Genomic DNA, 14,434 nt, shown 5'->3' on the forward strand with positions numbered 1-14,434 from the left:
TCCGGGACCTAGCCCTGATGGTAGCGGGGCATGGGCCATTCATCCTCGCTCCAGTCGCCTTTCGCCCAGTTCTGGCGGAGCTGGGCGGCAGTCTGTTCCAGTGTTCCTGCCACGATGGCGGCCCTGATCTGCCGCATGAGCCGCTGGTAATAGGCGAGATTGTGGAGGGTCAGGAGCATCGGTCCCAGCATCTCGTTGGCCCGGAAGAGGTGGTGCAGATAGGCCCGGCTGTAACGGCCTGCCATCGGGCTGTCATCCTCGGGGGAGATGGGGCGTGTGTCCTCGGCGAAGCGGGCATTACGGAGATTCAGCGTGCCTCGCTCGGTATAGGCCCGGGCAGTACGGCCCGCACGGGATGGCATGACGCAGTCGAACATGTCGCAGCCCCGCATGACGGCACCAAGCAGGTCATCCGGCGTGCCGACGCCCATCAGATAGCGGGGCTGGTCTTCGGGCAGCATGGGAGTCGTGTAATCCAGCGTGGAGAACATCAGCTCCTGTCCCTCGCCCACGGCAAGCCCCCCGATGGCGTAGCCCTCGAAGCCGATCTTCCGCAGGGCAAGAGCGGAGCGTTCCCGCAGGTCCTGTTCCGTGCCGCCCTGCACGATGCCGAACTGTCCATAGCCGGGGCGGGCGATGAAGGCTTCACGGGAGCGGGCGGCCCATCGCATGGACCGCTCCATGGAGGCTTCCAGCACGTCCTTCGTGGCGGGCAGGGCCGGACATTCATCAAAGGCCATGGTGATGGTGGCATCCAGCCTGTACTGGATGTCCGTCGAGCTTTCGGGCGTCAGACGGTGGGAGCTGCCATCAATGTGGGAACGGAAGGTGACGCCATCCTCATCCATCTTCCGCAGCGGCCCCAGAGACATGACCTGGAATCCGCCAGAATCCGTCAGGATGGGGCCGGGCCAGTCCATCATGCGATGCAGCCCGCCGAGACGCTGGACCCGCTCGGCCGTGGGGCGCAGCATGAGGTGATAGGTGTTGCCCAGCACGATGCCCGCCCCGGTGGCCCGCACATTGTCCATCGTGATTCCCTTGACGGTTCCGACGGTCCCGACAGGCATGAAGGTCGGTGTCGGCACGCTGCCATGACGGGTATGCAGCCAGCCGGCCCGGGCCTGCCCGCACTGGGCGTCCTTCTGCCAGTGCATGTGAGCGGACGGGGTGAGGTTCGGGCGGATGGACTCGGTCGTCATGGGGCACGTTCCAGAAGGCAGGCATCACCGTAGGAATAGAAGCGCAGCCCTTCGGCAATGGCGTGATGATAGGCATGGCGCATGGTCTCCGTACCGGCAAAGGCACAGACCAGCATGAAAAGGGTGGAGCGGGGCAGGTGTAAGTTGGTCAGCAGGGCGTCCACCGCCCGGAAGCGGTAGCCCGGCCGGATGAAGATGGAGGTTTCGCCTGTCCATGGATGAACGATGCCCTGTTCATCCGCCGCACTTTCCAGCAGGCGCAGGCTGGTGGTACCCACGGCAACGACACGGCCGCCGTTGGCACGGGTTTCATTGATGAGACGGGCCGTTTCCTCATCAATATGGCCCCATTCAGCGTGCATTTTATGTTCGGCAATGGTGTTGCGGACGGGCAGGAACGTCCCGGCCCCGACATGCAGGGTGAGGGTCTGTTTCTGTATGCCTCTGGCCGCAAGGGTTTCCAGCAATTCTTCTGTGAAGTGCAGTCCCGCCGTTGGTGCAGCCACGGCCCCACGGAAGCGGGAGAAGATGGTGCGGTAGTCGCTGTTGTCGGCCTCGGTTGGCCCATTGGGGCGGGCAATGTAAGGCGGCAGTGCCAGGACGGCCCGACGTTCCAGAAAATCGTCGAACTCATCGCCTTCGACCGAGAATCGGAGGGTCACGGCCCCATCGCCCTCATTGGTCAGGACGTCCGCCGTGACGGGATCATCCTCGAAGTGGAGACGGTCGCCGGGGCGGAGCTTGCGGGCATTGCGGGCAAGGGCATGCCACTGTCCTTCCGGCAGGATGCGGTCCAGCGTGATGCCGATTTTTGCCTCACCACGCCGGGCTTCCATTTTTGCCCGGATTACCTCCGTGTCATTGGCGACGAGCAGGTCGCCTTCCTTCAGCAGTTCGGGAAGATTGCGGATGCGGTGCAGGGAGAAGGAGGTGTCCTCATTTCCTGCAATGGCGGGCGGAATGACATGCAGCAGCCGGGCCATGTCACGGGGGCGGGCAGGTTCCGTGGCGATATGGTCACGGGGGAGTGTGAAGTCGAAGAGGGAGAGGTCGTCAGTCATTCCGGGGACACGGTTGGAGAAACAGGCCGGGCAGTGAAAAGGGGGCTGATGCCCCCTCCACGCTGCTGATCCGTCGTGAATGGAGAGATCAGGGGCGGCCCAGCTGACGCTTGAGGGCGTCGATCAGTGTCTGCACCTGTCCACCATGACGGGTGAGGTAGGTCGTGTAGTCGCTGCGCTGCGTCAGGCGCATGCTGGCACCCTCACCATACAGGTCCACCACCTTGGGTGGCTCGCCATCGATGACGGCCGTCATCAGGATGGAAGGCTGGTGCGGGCGGGAAATCTGAAGGGTCACCTTCTGCCCCGCCGGGGAGGGCACGCTGTCCACCAGACGGACGGAAATATTCTGGTATTCCCCGACACGGGCAGTGACGGCATTCAGCAGCACGTCCTGGAACAGCTCGAGATAGAGCTTCTGCTGTTCCGGCGTGGCGGTGCGCCAGTAGCGGCCGAGGCAGTAGCGGGCGATTCCCGGCACGTCCACATTGGCCCGCAGGAGGGGCAGGAGGGCCTCACGCTTCCTGTCCAGCGAGGTGTCGCTGTTCAGGACGGCTACCAGTTTCCCGCCAAACTCGTTGACGAACGCCTTGGCCTCGTCGCTGGAGGGCGTGGCGAAGGCCAGCGTGGGAACGAGAGCGAACAGGCTGGCAGCTCCCAGAATGGTGCGGCGTGTAAGCTGACGGAGCATCATGTTTAGGGATCCTTCCAATAAAGGCTGTCCTCACGGGGACGGAATGGTCAGTACCAGTCGGGTGTGGTGGCGCGGTGATCAGCCCGGAGGGCGTCGATCTGGCTCTGACGCTGCTGCTGCCATGCACTGCGCATGAAAGCGTAGGGGTCGAGGCTCTGGTGTTCCAGCTGGTCCAGCTGGTCCGTGCTGTCGGCAAAGGTGTTGAAGGTTCCGAGAATGTTGTAGCCCCAGTTGAAGCTGATGAGGCCATAGCCGCTGGGAACGTAGTTGATGGGTGTCAGCCCCTGGCTGATGGCATAGCCCGTCGCATCACGGAAGTTGGTGGGGCCGAGTCCCGGCAGGAAGATGTAGGGACCGGACTTGACCCCCCAGAGGGCCAGCACCATGCCCGGGTCCGTCTCGTGCTGCTTGTAGCCGAGATGCTGGGCGACATCATAGAAGCCGGCGGTCGTCATGTTCAGCAGGAAGCGCATGAAGGCGTCACCAGCCCGACGGGGCCGCCCCGCACCGACATCGGAGAAGAACACGGCAGGCTCACGCCATGTCTCGTTCAGCGTGGCGACGGAGGTGCGGATGGGTTGCGGGATGTAGTTCTTCCAGAAGCGGCCGACCGGCCTCAGTGCCTTGTGATAGACCCACATGTTGAGGCTGAACATCTTGCGGTTGAACGGCTCGTAAGGGTCGTTGACGGCCTTGTAGTCTGCCAGGTCATCCGGGTCTGTCGGCGGCTTGGCGTGGAGGGAGCCACATCCGCCGAGGGACAGCAGGGTCAGGCAGCCGATCAGTGTGAAAAGGGCAGGGGATCTGCCCCGGTGATGCTGCGTTGTGCTGCCTGTGCACGCCATGTTGCTGCCGCTCCTGCTTCTTCAAGGCCCGGCTATGGCGGCAACACCACAGCCATTGCTGCTGGAGTGGCGTGCCTGAACGGGAACGGGCCGGGACTGTAACATACATTTGATTCTGTCTGTGCCAGTCACGAAGACCAGCACATGCCAAGCATATGTCACTTGCCGCATGATGCCTACCCCTTTCGACTGCCCGTCTTGTTAAGAAAAAGAAGTATTGCATTTTTGCATCGTTGGGTTTTCTCATAGAAACCAGCCCTGGCGTGGACGGCTTCTTTTCTAGCCCCCTCTCAGGAGAAACGGCCCATTGTCCTGATGGGTCCTGTAATTTCATAAATTGTTGAGAGATTTTATGTCCCGTTTTCAGAAAGGTCGTAACTGGCTTCTGTCCGCCAGTGCACTGGTTGCCAGTCTTGCCATTTCCGGTATCGCTTCCGCAGCTCCGACGGTTCAGGTGAAGGACTGGGGTAAGCTCTCCACGGGTCAGAAGGTCAAGGCCATCACCCTGACCAACGATCACGGCCTGAAGGTTACCGTGCTGAGCTACGGTGCGATCATCCACGAGGTGGACGTGCCGGACCGGCTGGGCCGTCTGGGCAACGTGGCACTGGGTTTCCCTGACATCGCCGCTTACGAGAATCATAACTCCGATCCGCACTTCGGTGCCGTTCTGGGCCGCGTGGCCAACCGCATCGCCGGTGGCGTCTTCACGCTGGATGGCCAGACCTACCACACGAGCGTCAATGAGGGGCCGAACACCCTGCATGGTGGTACCGAAGGATTCGACCGCAAGCTCTGGACCATCCAGCGCAAGGGCGTGGATTCGCAGGGTGCCTACGTGGTGCTGAAGCTGGTCAGCGAGGACGGCGATCAGGGCTTCCCGGGCGATCTGACGACACTGGCGACCTACCGTCTGAATGCCAACGACACGCTGAGCCTGAAGTTCAAGGCGAAGGTGAAGAAGAATCCGACCGTCGTGAACCTGTCCACGCACAACTACTGGAACCTCAACGGCGAGGGGTCCGGGACTATCGCTCCGGAAGTGGTGCAGATCTATGCTGACCGCTACCTGCGGACCAACGACCAGTCCATCCCGACGGGTGAGCTGGCTTCCGTTGATGGCACGCCGTTCGACTTCCGTCAGCCCCGTGCCGTGGGTGATGGCCTGCTGAGCCGTGATCCGCAGATGGTTCCCCAGGGTGGCTATGACAAGTGCATGGTGCTGATCGGTCCTTCCCAGCCGGGCAATACGGAGCGTGTCGTCGCCCGTGTGACGGATCCCCGCTCCGGCCGCGTGATGGAAGTGGCCACCAATATGCCGGGGATGCAGTTCTATTCGGCCAACCACCTGTATGGCAACTATCAGGGCACGTCCGGCCGTCCTTACAACAAGTGGGATGCTCTGGCTTTCGAGCCGGAATTCTATCCCAACAGCCCGAATACACCGAGCTTCCCGAGCATCGAGCTGAAGCCGGGTCAGACCTATGACTATGGGATGAGCTTCCACTTCACCCATCAGCAGTAAGGTCTGGGACTTCTGCAACCTTGAAGCAGAAAGAAGGGGCCACCCCGGTGCATCCGCACCGGGGTGGCCTTTTTCGTGCGGTCCTGTGGAAAGGAGCCGTCCCGGATGGTCTGTCAACAGCCCGGAGTGGCGGTTTTTCAGGAGTCGTCAGAGTCTGTCCACAGTTTTCCCGGCCCGGCACACAGGATGATGCCCCGACCTGTCCCCCGAACTGGGGATAAGTGGGGTTTCCGTCTCATATCTGGTAGTTCGTGAAATCCTGGTCCATGTCGCCGAAGCGGACGATGCGGGCAGGGTTGCCGACGGCGGTGGCCCGGGGCGGGACGTTGCCGAGAACGACCGAGGCCGCCCCGACACGGGCATGGGCACCGATTTCCAGATGCCCCAGTATCTTGGCTCCGGCTCCGATCAGGCAGCCCTGACGGATGATGGGGTGACGCTGCCCGCTGTTCTTGCCGGTGCCCCCAAGGGTGACGTTCTGGAAGATGGACACGTCATCCTCAATGATGGTGGTTTCCCCGATGACGATGCCCGTGCCGTGGTCGATCGTGATGCGCTGGCCGATCCGGGCGGCGGGGTGGATGTCGATGCCGAATTTCTCGTTCACCCGGCTCTGGAAGTGATAGGCCAGTGGCCGACGCCCCGCTTTCCAGAGATGATGGGAGATGCGGTAGGCCTGAAGGGCATGGAAGCCCTTGAAGAACAGGAAAGGCGTGGCGAGGTCAGGGCAGGCGGGGTCCCGCTGGAGGGTCGCCACGATGTCCGAGGCGGCCGCCCGTGTGATGGCGGGGTCTTCCTTCAGTATGGAGGTGACCAGCTCCATCAGGGTCTGCTCCGACATGGCCCGGTCCGTCAGCTTGGTGCTGATCAGCGAGGCAAGGGCAGAGGCGAAGTCCGGATGGTTGCAGATGTTGACGGCAAAGAGATCCCGGATCAGCGCATCAGCACAGCCGCAGGCCTGTGCCTTCATGACGGTCCAGAATTTTTCCAGAAATCCGGGTTCTGAGGAGGAGTGAGGGAAGCTGTCGAGAAAATCGGCCATAAATGATCACAGTTTCCTATAGTCCCATGGCTTTCTGGACGAAGCCGTGCCGCAGGGCGGGCAGGCGTTTCATGGCCATGAGTCCGGCATGGCGGGCATGACGGATGAGAGGCATGTCGGTGCTGAAAAGGCGTTCCATCAGGTCACAGCCTGCCAGCATGGCGAGATTGCCCGGGCGGCTGAGCCGCTGATAGTGCTGGAGGAGGGCAGGCGAGCCGAGGTCCTGACCCCGGGCATGGGCGTCTCCCAGAAGGGTGTCGAGCGTACGGACATCCCGGAAGCCGAGATTCATGCCCTGTCCGGCGACGGGATGAAGCCCGTGTGCCGCATCGCCTGCCAGAAGGAGGCGTGTGGCGTGGTAGCGGTGGGCGTACTGGGAGGCCAGAGGGTACGTCCAGTGTCTGCCCGTCAGTTCGATGGCCCCGAGGTCCTCGCCGCAGAGGCGGTCTTTCACCAGTCTGGTGAAACTGGCGGGGGACAGGCCTGTGAAATGGGTGATGCGCCCGGGTCGGTCCGTCCAGACGCTGGCGGAACGGTTGGGGTGTGTCTCCGTGCCGGGGAGAGGCAGCCGGGCGAAAGGCCCCTGGGGAAGGAAGTTTTCCAGCGCACTGCCGTGATGGGGTTTTTCGTGGGCCAGCACGCTCACGAGGGCGGTCTTGTTGTAAGGGATGCGGGTCAGCCCGATTCCGGCCTGCTGGCGGAGAAGCGACTGACGCCCGTCCGCAGCGATGACGAGGGAGGCTGTCACCGTCTCGCCCGTGTCCAAGGTGATCCGTGCCTTGTCCTGCAGGAAGGTGAAACGGCCCGTGGCGGGAGCACGGACATCCAGCCCGGGCTGGCCGGTGAGGGTGCGGGCAATGGCGGCCAGAAGGTTGTGGGCCTCCACCATCCAGCCGAAAGGGCGTCCTTCCGGGGCGTCATCGCCGGTGAAGCTGAGGCCGTCGGCAATGGTGCTGCGGGAGGCGGCGGGAATGCGGCCCTGGCTGTCCGTCACATGGATGGTGCTGATGGGCTGGGGCGGGAGCGGAAGGGCCTGCCAGATTCCGGCTTCTTCCAGCAGGGGGCGGATGCCCTCGGCAAGGGCGTAGGCCCGGCCGTCGGGATTGCTGGCCGGTGTCGTGGAGAGGGGGGAGCGTTCGACAAGAAGGATGCGCAGCCCCCTGCGGGCGAGAAGGCAGGCCAGCGTGGCCCCGATGGGGCCACCACCGTTTATGCAGAGGTCATAATCCGTGCCCATGACAGGTGCTCCTTCCCGGCCGGATGGATGGCAGGACGCTCCCGCTGTGGCGGCCTACGGGGCCGGGGGAGCAGGTCTACCGTGTCTAGCCTTATCTTTGCCGAAAAGAAAGTCTTGCAGAAATCGTTATGAAGGTGGCACGATTTTCCCCTGGATCAGCGAAAGACCAACGGGAGAAGGGCCGGAGGGGATGAAACTTGTAACGGCGATCATAAAGCCATTCAAACTGGATGACGTGCGTGAAGCCCTTGCCGAGCTTGGGGTTCATGGCCTGACGGTGACGGAGGTCCGTGGTTTCGGGCGGCAGAAGGGCCAGACGGAAATTTACCGTGGGGCGGAATATACGGTCAGCTTCATTGCCAAGATCAAGATGGAGACGGTCGTGCCGGATGAGCGTGTCCCCGACATCATCGAGGCCATCACCGGGGCGGCCCGGACGGGCCGCATTGGTGACGGCAAGATCATGGTCACGGATGTGGAACAGATGGTCCGCATCCGGACGGGCGAGACTGGGGAGGGGGCTCTCTGATGCGTGCGATTGATACGGGTGACACCGCATGGATGCTGGTCAGCACGGCTCTGGTGCTGATGATGACCGTTCCCGGTCTGGCCCTCTTCTATGCGGGGATGGTGCGGCGGAAGAACGTGCTGTCCACCATGATCCAGTCTTTCGGCATCTGCTGCATCGTCAGCATTGTCTGGATGGTGCTGGGCTACAGTCTGGCCTTCTCGACCGGTACGGCATGGATCGGGGATCTTTCCCGTTTCTTCCTGCGGGGGATTGCGGACCATCTCCATCAGGGAGTGGACGGGGCCTTCACCCTGGGGGCAGGGACGCCGGTCGAGACGCCCATGACCATCCCCGAGAGTGTCTATCTGATGTATCAGATGGCCTTCGCCATCATCACGCCGGCCCTTCTGACGGGGGCTTTTGCAGGACGCATCCGCTTTGCGGGCCTGTGCGTGTTCACCGTCCTGTGGACCCTGCTGGTCTATTCCCCCATTGCCCACTGGGTCTGGAGTCCGCTGGGCTGGGTTGCCGGTCTCGGGGCCGTCGACTTTGCGGGCGGAACGGTCATTCACATCAATTCCGGCGTGGCCGGGCTGGTCTGCGCCATCATGATCGGCCGCCGGTACGGGCTGAAGCGTGATGACATGTCCCCGCACAATCTGGCCTTTGCCATCATCGGGGCGTCCCTGCTCTGGGTGGGCTGGTTCGGTTTCAATGCCGGGTCGGCATTGGGGGCGAACGGGCGGGCCGGGATGGCCATGCTGACGACGCAGGTGGCGGCAGCCGGTGGTGGCATGGGCTGGATGCTGGTGGAATGGTGGCGGCATGGCAAGCCGACGGCTCTGGGAATCATTTCAGGTGTCGTGGCCGGTCTCGTGGCCGTGACCCCGGCTGCCGGTTTTGTCCTGCCTGGTGGTGCCCTCGTCATCGGGCTGATTGCCGGTGGCATCTGTTTCTACAGTGCCGCCGTCCTGAAGAACAGGCTGGGCTATGATGACAGTCTGGACGCTTTCGGCGTGCATGGCGTGGGGGGTATTGTCGGTGCCCTGCTGACGGGTGTCTTCGCCTATGGCCCCCTGTCCGCCACGGCGGCAAGTCCTGCCGGTGTCAGCGGGAGCTGGGCGCAGCTTCTCCGTCAGGCGGAAGCGGTTGGCGTCACGGTCGTCTGGTCCGTGGTGGTGACGGCCGTGATCTTCTGGGTCGTGGACAGGCTGGTGGGCATGAGGGTGTCCATCGAGGAAGAGCAGATGGGACTGGACCTCACCCAGCATGGCGAGCGGCTGAACTGACGGTCCGGGGCCGTTCCATTCTTCCGGCAGTGTGGAGCGGCCTCATGAAAGATCAGGGTGATCCGGTGGCCGGATGGGGGAGAAAAGATGCGGGTCTTTTTCTGCCATCTTCATTATAGATAGTGTGTAACCGTGCGAGATGAGGATTGAATCTATGAAACTGACACGTCTGTGCCTGTCCGTGGTGGCGTGCTCCATGCTGGGCAGTACGGCTGCGATGGCGGCTGCACCGGCTCCGGCGGCGGGCAAGCTGTCCTTCCTGGCCTGTCACCGGGCTTTCAGTGATGCCAAGAAGGCTGGCACGCTGAACGGACAGAAGTATGCCGACTTCAAGCAGGGTCACTGTAATGGCACGTCCGCATCGGCAGCTTCCCAGCCTGCTGCTCCGGCAGCTGCTGAGGCCAGCAGGCCATCCCCTGTGTCTGCTCCGGCGGCCCCTTCTGCTCCTGCCGCCGCAGTCGCTCCTGTTGCCAGCGGCAATGTCGTGTTCCCGGCCCGGGTTTCGCCAGAGTTTGCGTCTCTCACTCCAGGCAAGGCCCGGATGCAGACCTGCCTGGCCCAGTATAATGCCAACAAGAGCACGGGCCGCAATGGTAGCCTGAAATGGATACAGAAGGGCGGCGGATATTATTCCGAATGCAACGCCCGCCTGAAAGGGGCCGCCCAGTAAGCTGTTCCGGCAGGAGAGGAGACCCACCCCATGGGGTGGGTCTCCTTTTTTCTGGTCAGGGCATCAGGGCATCAGGGCAGGACGGGTCCGGCCCAGTGCCACCAGCCGTGGGCGCAGTCCTGCCCTGCCAGATGCCGGGCGGCTGCCATGGCTTTGTCGGCACTGTCGAACAGTGCGAAGCATGTCGCCCCTGACCCGCTCATGCGGCTGAACCGGACATCCGGGAGAGCCGCAAGCCTCTCCAGCACCGTGGCGATGACAGGTTCCTGGGCGATGGCGTGGGGCTGGAGGTCATTCTCCGTGGTGTCGAGGAAGGCGATGAGAGAGGCCAGCGTCGGCCAGCCTGTTTCCGGAAAGGACAGTGCCGGGCGGGGCGTGATGCCACCCGTGGCTGCCAGTCTTCTGAAAATGCTGGGCGTGGAGACGCTGACACCCGGATTGACCAGCAGGATGCCCATTTCCGGCAGGGCCGGGGCAGGTGTCAGGATGTCGCCGATGCCTTCCATGCGTGTGGCTTTCTGTACCAGACAGACCGGGACGTCCGCCCCGAGGGTGGGGGCTGCTCTGGGGGCCATGTCGTCCGGAAGCTGCCAGTGGCGGGCGAGCAGGCGCAGGGCGCAGGCGGCATCGGCAGAGCCGCCTCCAATGCCGGAGGCCACGGGCAGGTGTTTCTCCAGCCGCAGGGCAGCGGCAGGGAGTGTCCGGCCTGTCGTGCCTATCTCGTGGCGCAGGGCTTTCGCAGCCCTCAGCACGAGGTTGTTGTCGTCTGCTTCCAGCCCCTCCGAGAAAGGGCCATGCAGGGTGAGGCTGTCCTCATCTCCTGATGCGGCGGACAGGGTGACCCGGTCCCCGGCTCCGGCAAAGACGGCCAGGCTGTCCAGCAGATGGTAGCCATCCTCACGACGGCCCGTGACATGGAGGAACAGATTGATCTTGGCGTGAGCCATATCCTGAAGCGGGGCCATGACGGGGCAACTCCGGGTGAGGGGTGTTCATTCGTGGTGAGGCTATGTAACAAATTGGACGACCAAAGGCCATGCGGAGGGGTGAACCGGCCCTTCCGGCTTTCTGACCCGCAGAATGAGAAGAGTGCGCATCCATCATGACGTCAACCCCGGCATATCCTGTTCAGGACGTTCTTGCAGCCCTCAGCCTGCATCAGGAATGGGGCGTGGATGGCCTCATGGAAGACATGCCATGGAATGTCTGGGAGGAGAGCCCCGTTGCTTCCATGAGGGAGCGGACAAGGCAGCCGTTGGCTCAGGAGAGGCCGAAGATGGCGTCCCGCCCGGTCGTGAAAGGGCATGATGAGGTGCTGGCGGAGATCGCCGGAGCACGGGATGTGGAAGCCCTCACCAGAGCCAGCCAGAATCTGCCGGGTATCAGCCTGATGCGGACGGCCAAGCATCATCTGGCACCGGTCATCGTGGAGGAGGCTCCCTTCCTGCTGGTGGGCGAGGTGCCCAATGAGGACGAGGACCGTCATGGCATCCTGTTCGCCGGGGCGGCAGGTCAGCTTCTGGAAAAGATTCTGGCATCGGTCGGGCTGAAGGGAGGGCAGCTCTCCATGGCCCCTGCCATTCCGTGGCGGCCGCCTGGCGGGCAGCGTGTGTCGCAGCGTGATCTGGAGGTCTGTCTGCCCGTCCTGCACAGGGCTGTCGCTCTGGCCCGCCCCAGGCGGATCGTGACGATGGGGGCGACACCAGCCTGGATGCTGCTTCGGAAGAGTTCCCGTCTCGGCCAGCTGCGGGGCCGCTGGCATGAAGCGGAGATTCCCGGGATCGAGGGGACGGTGCCTCTGCTGCCCCTCTGGCATCCGTCACAGCTCGGAGAGAATGCAGGCCGCCGGAAGACCCTCTGGTCGGACATGCTTCTGCTGGATGAAACCCTGTCCTCCGGGAAGTGAACCGGGGAGTCGTCTTCACCGAGTCGCAGCCCGAAAACGGGGACACACAGAGGGGTACGGGGCCAGTATGGGGGTAAAATTGGCGAATTGTTAATGATACCGGAGGCAGGGCGTAAAAAAAATGCTAACAGCGTGTAAAATCAGAAGAATATTCTGGATTCCCGTCTGGGTAGGCGTTAGTATCAAAGATGCACTGGAATTCTCTGCTTGAACGTCAAGGGTTGCCAGCGGCGCAAAAGCGGGCTAGTCCACCGGCATTATGCGATGGATATTTCCATGTGGGTCTCCCGCAATGTGGTCTGGCGTTGTGCTCAGTGCCGCCATGCTGACGGGACACACTGTTTTTTCGGCGCAGGGGCAGGCTATCTCTCTTCCGTCCCATGTGCCGGATCATCCAGACGGTGAGGGCCACGATGCACCACCTTCTTCCATGGCGGGCGTTTCTCTGCCACATCCGCTTCCGGCCGCCGTGGCCAGCCACTATTTGGCTCTCTTTGCGGCTGTCCGGGAGGGGAACGCTGCCCGCCTGAAACAGCTGACTCATGGTCCGGGGACAGACGGAACTGCCGGGCAGCTGCTTCTCCCGGACTATCTGGCCGAGCGTTATCTCAGCACGGCTTTCCATACGTCGGAGGCCGAGCTGACGGCCTGGCTCCAGCGTTATCCCGCCCTTCCTGATGCTCCTCTCCTGAAACGTCGGCTGGACGGGCTGCACAAGGGGCCTGCCTCGGCAGGAGATCCCCTTCCGTTCGGCTACGGGAACGTGGCCGACCTCCAGCAGGTGGACAGGGCCGCTTCCTTTTCCCAGACACTGGCCCGCAACGGTCTTCTGGAACGTGACCTGCTGGACAAGGCCTCTTCGGGTGAGGCCGGGGTCCACAAGGCCCTCAGCCAGCTGTACCGCACGCCGGGGATGACACCGACCTATGCGGCGCAGCTGCATGGCGAGATAGCCATGCAGGCCCTCAGCCAGGGGGATACACGGACGGCCCTGCGTGTCGGGTCTGCCGGGCTGGAAAAGGGACAGTACAAGGTCGGCCTGCCTGCCTTCGTGGCCGGTCTGGCAGCCTGGCGTGAAGGCCAGCTTGACGCGGCCTACAGCTTGTTCGAGACGGCGGCCAATGCCGACCAGACGGACGGGGACGTGCAGGCGGCGGCCTCCTTCTGGGCCGGACGTGTTGCGGAGCGGCACGGCAACAGGACCCTGTACCGGACATGGTTGCACCGGGCCTCGATACAGGGTGAGAGTTTCTATGGCCTGCTGGCCGGGCGTCTCCTGCGGTCCGAACATTCCCAGGCGTCGATGCTGTCGGGTGCGCTCTCGAGCATTGGCCGGGCCGGAGCCAGGCAGAGCGTCCTGAGCGAGGTGGATGTCAATCTCGTGTCCTCCATGCAGGAAGGGGCGCATCTTTTTGCCCTGATCCAGATTGGCGAGCAGGGCCGTGCCGAGATGCTGGCCCGCCAGATGTGGCAGGATGCGCTGGTGGATCCCGTCCGTGCCCATTCCCTCCAGCTGGTCGTGAGACGGGCCGGGATGCGTCTGCTGGCGGACCAGATGCAGCAGGCCCTGGAGCGGCTCGATCACAAGGAGTTCAAGGAGGTTCTTGGCCCCCTGCCGGACCTGCGGCCCTATCATGGGTTCCGTCTTTCCTCGGCACTGGTCTATGCGGTGGCCCGGATGGAGTCCAATTTCGATCCCACGGCCTCATCCTCGGCCGGAGCCTACGGGATGATGCAGGTCCGTCCGATGACGGCCAGTTTCGTGAGTGAGCAGTATCATCTGCCACAGGGCGTGACGGCCTCCGGTGACGAATTCAATCAGGCGATGGAGCGTCGCCTGCGGGAGCCGGGCTATAATCTTGAGGTCGGGCAGCTCTACATGCTCTATCTGGCCCGTAGCATCGCCCAGAGCGAGCAGAAGGACGAGGCCTCCCTGCTGAAGGTTCTGGCCTCCTACAATGCGGGGCCACAGGCCATCCTTCGGTGGGAGAGCGGGCAGAAGGGCCTTCAGGACCCGCTGATGTTCATTGAATGCCTGCCCAGCCAGGAGACCCGGCAGTATGTCCGGAATGTCCTGGCCAATGACTGGGTGTATGGCCGTCGTCTCCATGTCGCAACGCCTTCTCTCGTCTCCCTGGCCGATGGCCAGTGGCCGAGCTTCCGGGAGGAGGAGCAGGGGCGTGACTCGCCCAGCTGATGCCTTGCCCGGCATGTCGAGAGGTTCGTTTCACAAAGCCCAGACTGGAGTTTCATGCATGGCAGCATGAGGGTCCGTCTGGGCTTTTTCCTGAAAAACCCTTGCGGAAGGCCTCTTTTTCATCAGTGGCCTGTGTGGGGTGGTGGGGTGATGATTGAGATGTGCATGGGTGGCCCGCTTGCCCGGTAAGGCGTCTTTCCTTACAAAAGGCGATGCGTGCTTTCCTTGCGAGAATGGAAAGCGAGCGGATGATAA

13 protein-coding genes are annotated in these 14,434 nt (G+C 62.9%); 6 read left to right on the forward strand and 7 right to left on the reverse strand.

Annotation, left to right across the window (positions count from 1 at the left end):
- Positions 1-8 precede the first annotated feature (8 nt).
- The 4 genes from tgt to CPA56_RS05860 all read right to left on the reverse strand — a co-directional run bounded on the left by tgt (position 9) and on the right by CPA56_RS05860 (position 3,802).
- The gene (gene tgt / locus CPA56_RS05845) at positions 9-1,157 is read right to left on the reverse strand and encodes a tRNA guanosine(34) transglycosylase Tgt (protein WP_182041216.1); all 1,149 of its coding nucleotides are present in this window, start codon (positions 1,155-1,157) and stop codon (positions 9-11) included.
- 41 nt (positions 1,158-1,198) lie between these two features.
- Positions 1,199-2,263, reverse strand: a complete 1,065-nt coding sequence (queA, locus tag CPA56_RS05850; RefSeq protein WP_182041089.1) for a tRNA preQ1(34) S-adenosylmethionine ribosyltransferase-isomerase QueA — start codon at positions 2,261-2,263, stop codon at positions 1,199-1,201.
- A gap of 88 nt (positions 2,264-2,351) precedes the next feature.
- A complete protein-coding gene (locus tag CPA56_RS05855; protein WP_229707449.1) occupies positions 2,352-2,957 on the reverse strand; it encodes an MlaC/ttg2D family ABC transporter substrate-binding protein in 606 nt (201 codons plus the stop codon).
- Between the two features lie 47 nt (positions 2,958-3,004).
- Positions 3,005-3,802 carry an MlaA family lipoprotein gene (locus CPA56_RS05860; protein WP_182041090.1) on the reverse strand — a complete coding sequence of 266 codons (798 nt, stop codon included), beginning with the start codon at positions 3,800-3,802 and terminating at the stop codon, positions 3,005-3,007.
- Between the two features lie 352 nt (positions 3,803-4,154).
- Between CPA56_RS05860 and CPA56_RS05865 the strand changes: the two genes are divergently transcribed.
- The gene (locus tag CPA56_RS05865; RefSeq protein ID WP_182041091.1) at positions 4,155-5,327 is read left to right on the forward strand and encodes an aldose epimerase family protein; all 1,173 of its coding nucleotides are present in this window, start codon (positions 4,155-4,157) and stop codon (positions 5,325-5,327) included.
- 235 nt (positions 5,328-5,562) lie between these two features.
- On the opposite strand, the gene cysE is transcribed toward CPA56_RS05865, so the two are convergent.
- Both cysE and CPA56_RS05875 read right to left on the reverse strand, forming a co-directional pair.
- Positions 5,563-6,297, reverse strand: a complete 735-nt coding sequence (gene cysE, locus CPA56_RS05870) for a serine O-acetyltransferase (RefSeq protein ID WP_229707471.1) — start codon at positions 6,295-6,297, stop codon at positions 5,563-5,565.
- A gap of 88 nt (positions 6,298-6,385) precedes the next feature.
- Positions 6,386-7,606 (reverse strand): FAD-dependent monooxygenase, encoded by a 1,221-nt coding sequence (locus CPA56_RS05875; RefSeq protein ID WP_182041093.1) that lies wholly within the window; start codon positions 7,604-7,606, stop codon positions 6,386-6,388.
- A gap of 190 nt (positions 7,607-7,796) precedes the next feature.
- Between CPA56_RS05875 and CPA56_RS05880 the strand changes: the two genes are divergently transcribed.
- The 3 genes from CPA56_RS05880 to CPA56_RS05890 all read left to right on the forward strand — a co-directional run bounded on the left by CPA56_RS05880 (position 7,797) and on the right by CPA56_RS05890 (position 10,076).
- A complete protein-coding gene (locus CPA56_RS05880; protein ID WP_182041094.1) occupies positions 7,797-8,135 on the forward strand; it encodes a P-II family nitrogen regulator in 339 nt (112 codons plus the stop codon).
- Positions 8,135-9,406 (forward strand): ammonium transporter, encoded by a 1,272-nt coding sequence (locus CPA56_RS05885; protein ID WP_182041095.1) that lies wholly within the window; start codon positions 8,135-8,137, stop codon positions 9,404-9,406. The genes CPA56_RS05880 and CPA56_RS05885 overlap by 1 nt, the downstream gene beginning before the upstream one ends.
- A gap of 154 nt (positions 9,407-9,560) precedes the next feature.
- A complete protein-coding gene (locus CPA56_RS05890) occupies positions 9,561-10,076 on the forward strand; it encodes a hypothetical protein (RefSeq protein WP_182041096.1) in 516 nt (171 codons plus the stop codon).
- Between the two features lie 71 nt (positions 10,077-10,147).
- On the opposite strand, the gene CPA56_RS05895 is transcribed toward CPA56_RS05890, so the two are convergent.
- Positions 10,148-11,041, reverse strand: coding sequence for a 4-(cytidine 5'-diphospho)-2-C-methyl-D-erythritol kinase (locus tag CPA56_RS05895; protein WP_182041097.1), 894 nt, complete (start codon positions 11,039-11,041; stop codon positions 10,148-10,150).
- Positions 11,042-11,178: 137 nt separating this feature from the next.
- Here CPA56_RS05895 and CPA56_RS05900 point away from each other — a divergent pair, with 137 nt between their 5' ends.
- The gene (locus CPA56_RS05900; protein WP_182041098.1) at positions 11,179-11,982 is read left to right on the forward strand and encodes a uracil-DNA glycosylase; all 804 of its coding nucleotides are present in this window, start codon (positions 11,179-11,181) and stop codon (positions 11,980-11,982) included.
- Between the two features lie 430 nt (positions 11,983-12,412).
- Positions 12,413-14,179, forward strand: a complete 1,767-nt coding sequence (locus CPA56_RS05905; RefSeq protein ID WP_182041099.1) for a transglycosylase SLT domain-containing protein — start codon at positions 12,413-12,415, stop codon at positions 14,177-14,179.
- The last annotated feature ends 255 nt before the right edge of the window (positions 14,180-14,434 follow it).

Origin of the sequence: Bombella mellum (assembly GCF_014048465.1) — a bacterium.
Lineage (GTDB): Bacteria > Pseudomonadota > Alphaproteobacteria > Acetobacterales > Acetobacteraceae > Bombella > Bombella mellum.

What these genes read in the sequence shown, in the direction of transcription:
- CPA56_RS05905 (WP_182041099.1), top strand. Translation starts at nt 12,413, where the DNA reads ATGGCGGGCGTTTCTCTGCCACATCCGCTTCCGGCCGCCGTGGCCAGC.
- CPA56_RS05890 (WP_182041096.1), top strand. Translation starts at nt 9,561, where the DNA reads ATGAAACTGACACGTCTGTGCCTGTCCGTGGTGGCGTGCTCCATGCTG.
- CPA56_RS05855 (WP_229707449.1), bottom strand. Translation starts at nt 2,957, where the DNA reads ATGATGCTCCGTCAGCTTACACGCCGCACCATTCTGGGAGCTGCCAGC.
- CPA56_RS05865 (WP_182041091.1), top strand. Translation starts at nt 4,155, where the DNA reads ATGTCCCGTTTTCAGAAAGGTCGTAACTGGCTTCTGTCCGCCAGTGCA.
- CPA56_RS05880 (WP_182041094.1), top strand. Translation starts at nt 7,797, where the DNA reads ATGAAACTTGTAACGGCGATCATAAAGCCATTCAAACTGGATGACGTG.
- queA (WP_182041089.1), bottom strand. Translation starts at nt 2,263, where the DNA reads ATGACTGACGACCTCTCCCTCTTCGACTTCACACTCCCCCGTGACCAT.
- cysE (WP_229707471.1), bottom strand. Translation starts at nt 6,297, where the DNA reads ATGAAGGCACAGGCCTGCGGCTGTGCTGATGCGCTGATCCGGGATCTC.
- CPA56_RS05885 (WP_182041095.1), top strand. Translation starts at nt 8,135, where the DNA reads ATGCGTGCGATTGATACGGGTGACACCGCATGGATGCTGGTCAGCACG.
- CPA56_RS05875 (WP_182041093.1), bottom strand. Translation starts at nt 7,606, where the DNA reads ATGGGCACGGATTATGACCTCTGCATAAACGGTGGTGGCCCCATCGGG.
- CPA56_RS05895 (WP_182041097.1), bottom strand. Translation starts at nt 11,041, where the DNA reads ATGGCCCCGCTTCAGGATATGGCTCACGCCAAGATCAATCTGTTCCTC.
- tgt (WP_182041216.1), bottom strand. Translation starts at nt 1,157, where the DNA reads ATGCACTGGCAGAAGGACGCCCAGTGCGGGCAGGCCCGGGCCGGCTGG.
- CPA56_RS05860 (WP_182041090.1), bottom strand. Translation starts at nt 3,802, where the DNA reads ATGGCGTGCACAGGCAGCACAACGCAGCATCACCGGGGCAGATCCCCT.
- CPA56_RS05900 (WP_182041098.1), top strand. Translation starts at nt 11,179, where the DNA reads ATGACGTCAACCCCGGCATATCCTGTTCAGGACGTTCTTGCAGCCCTC.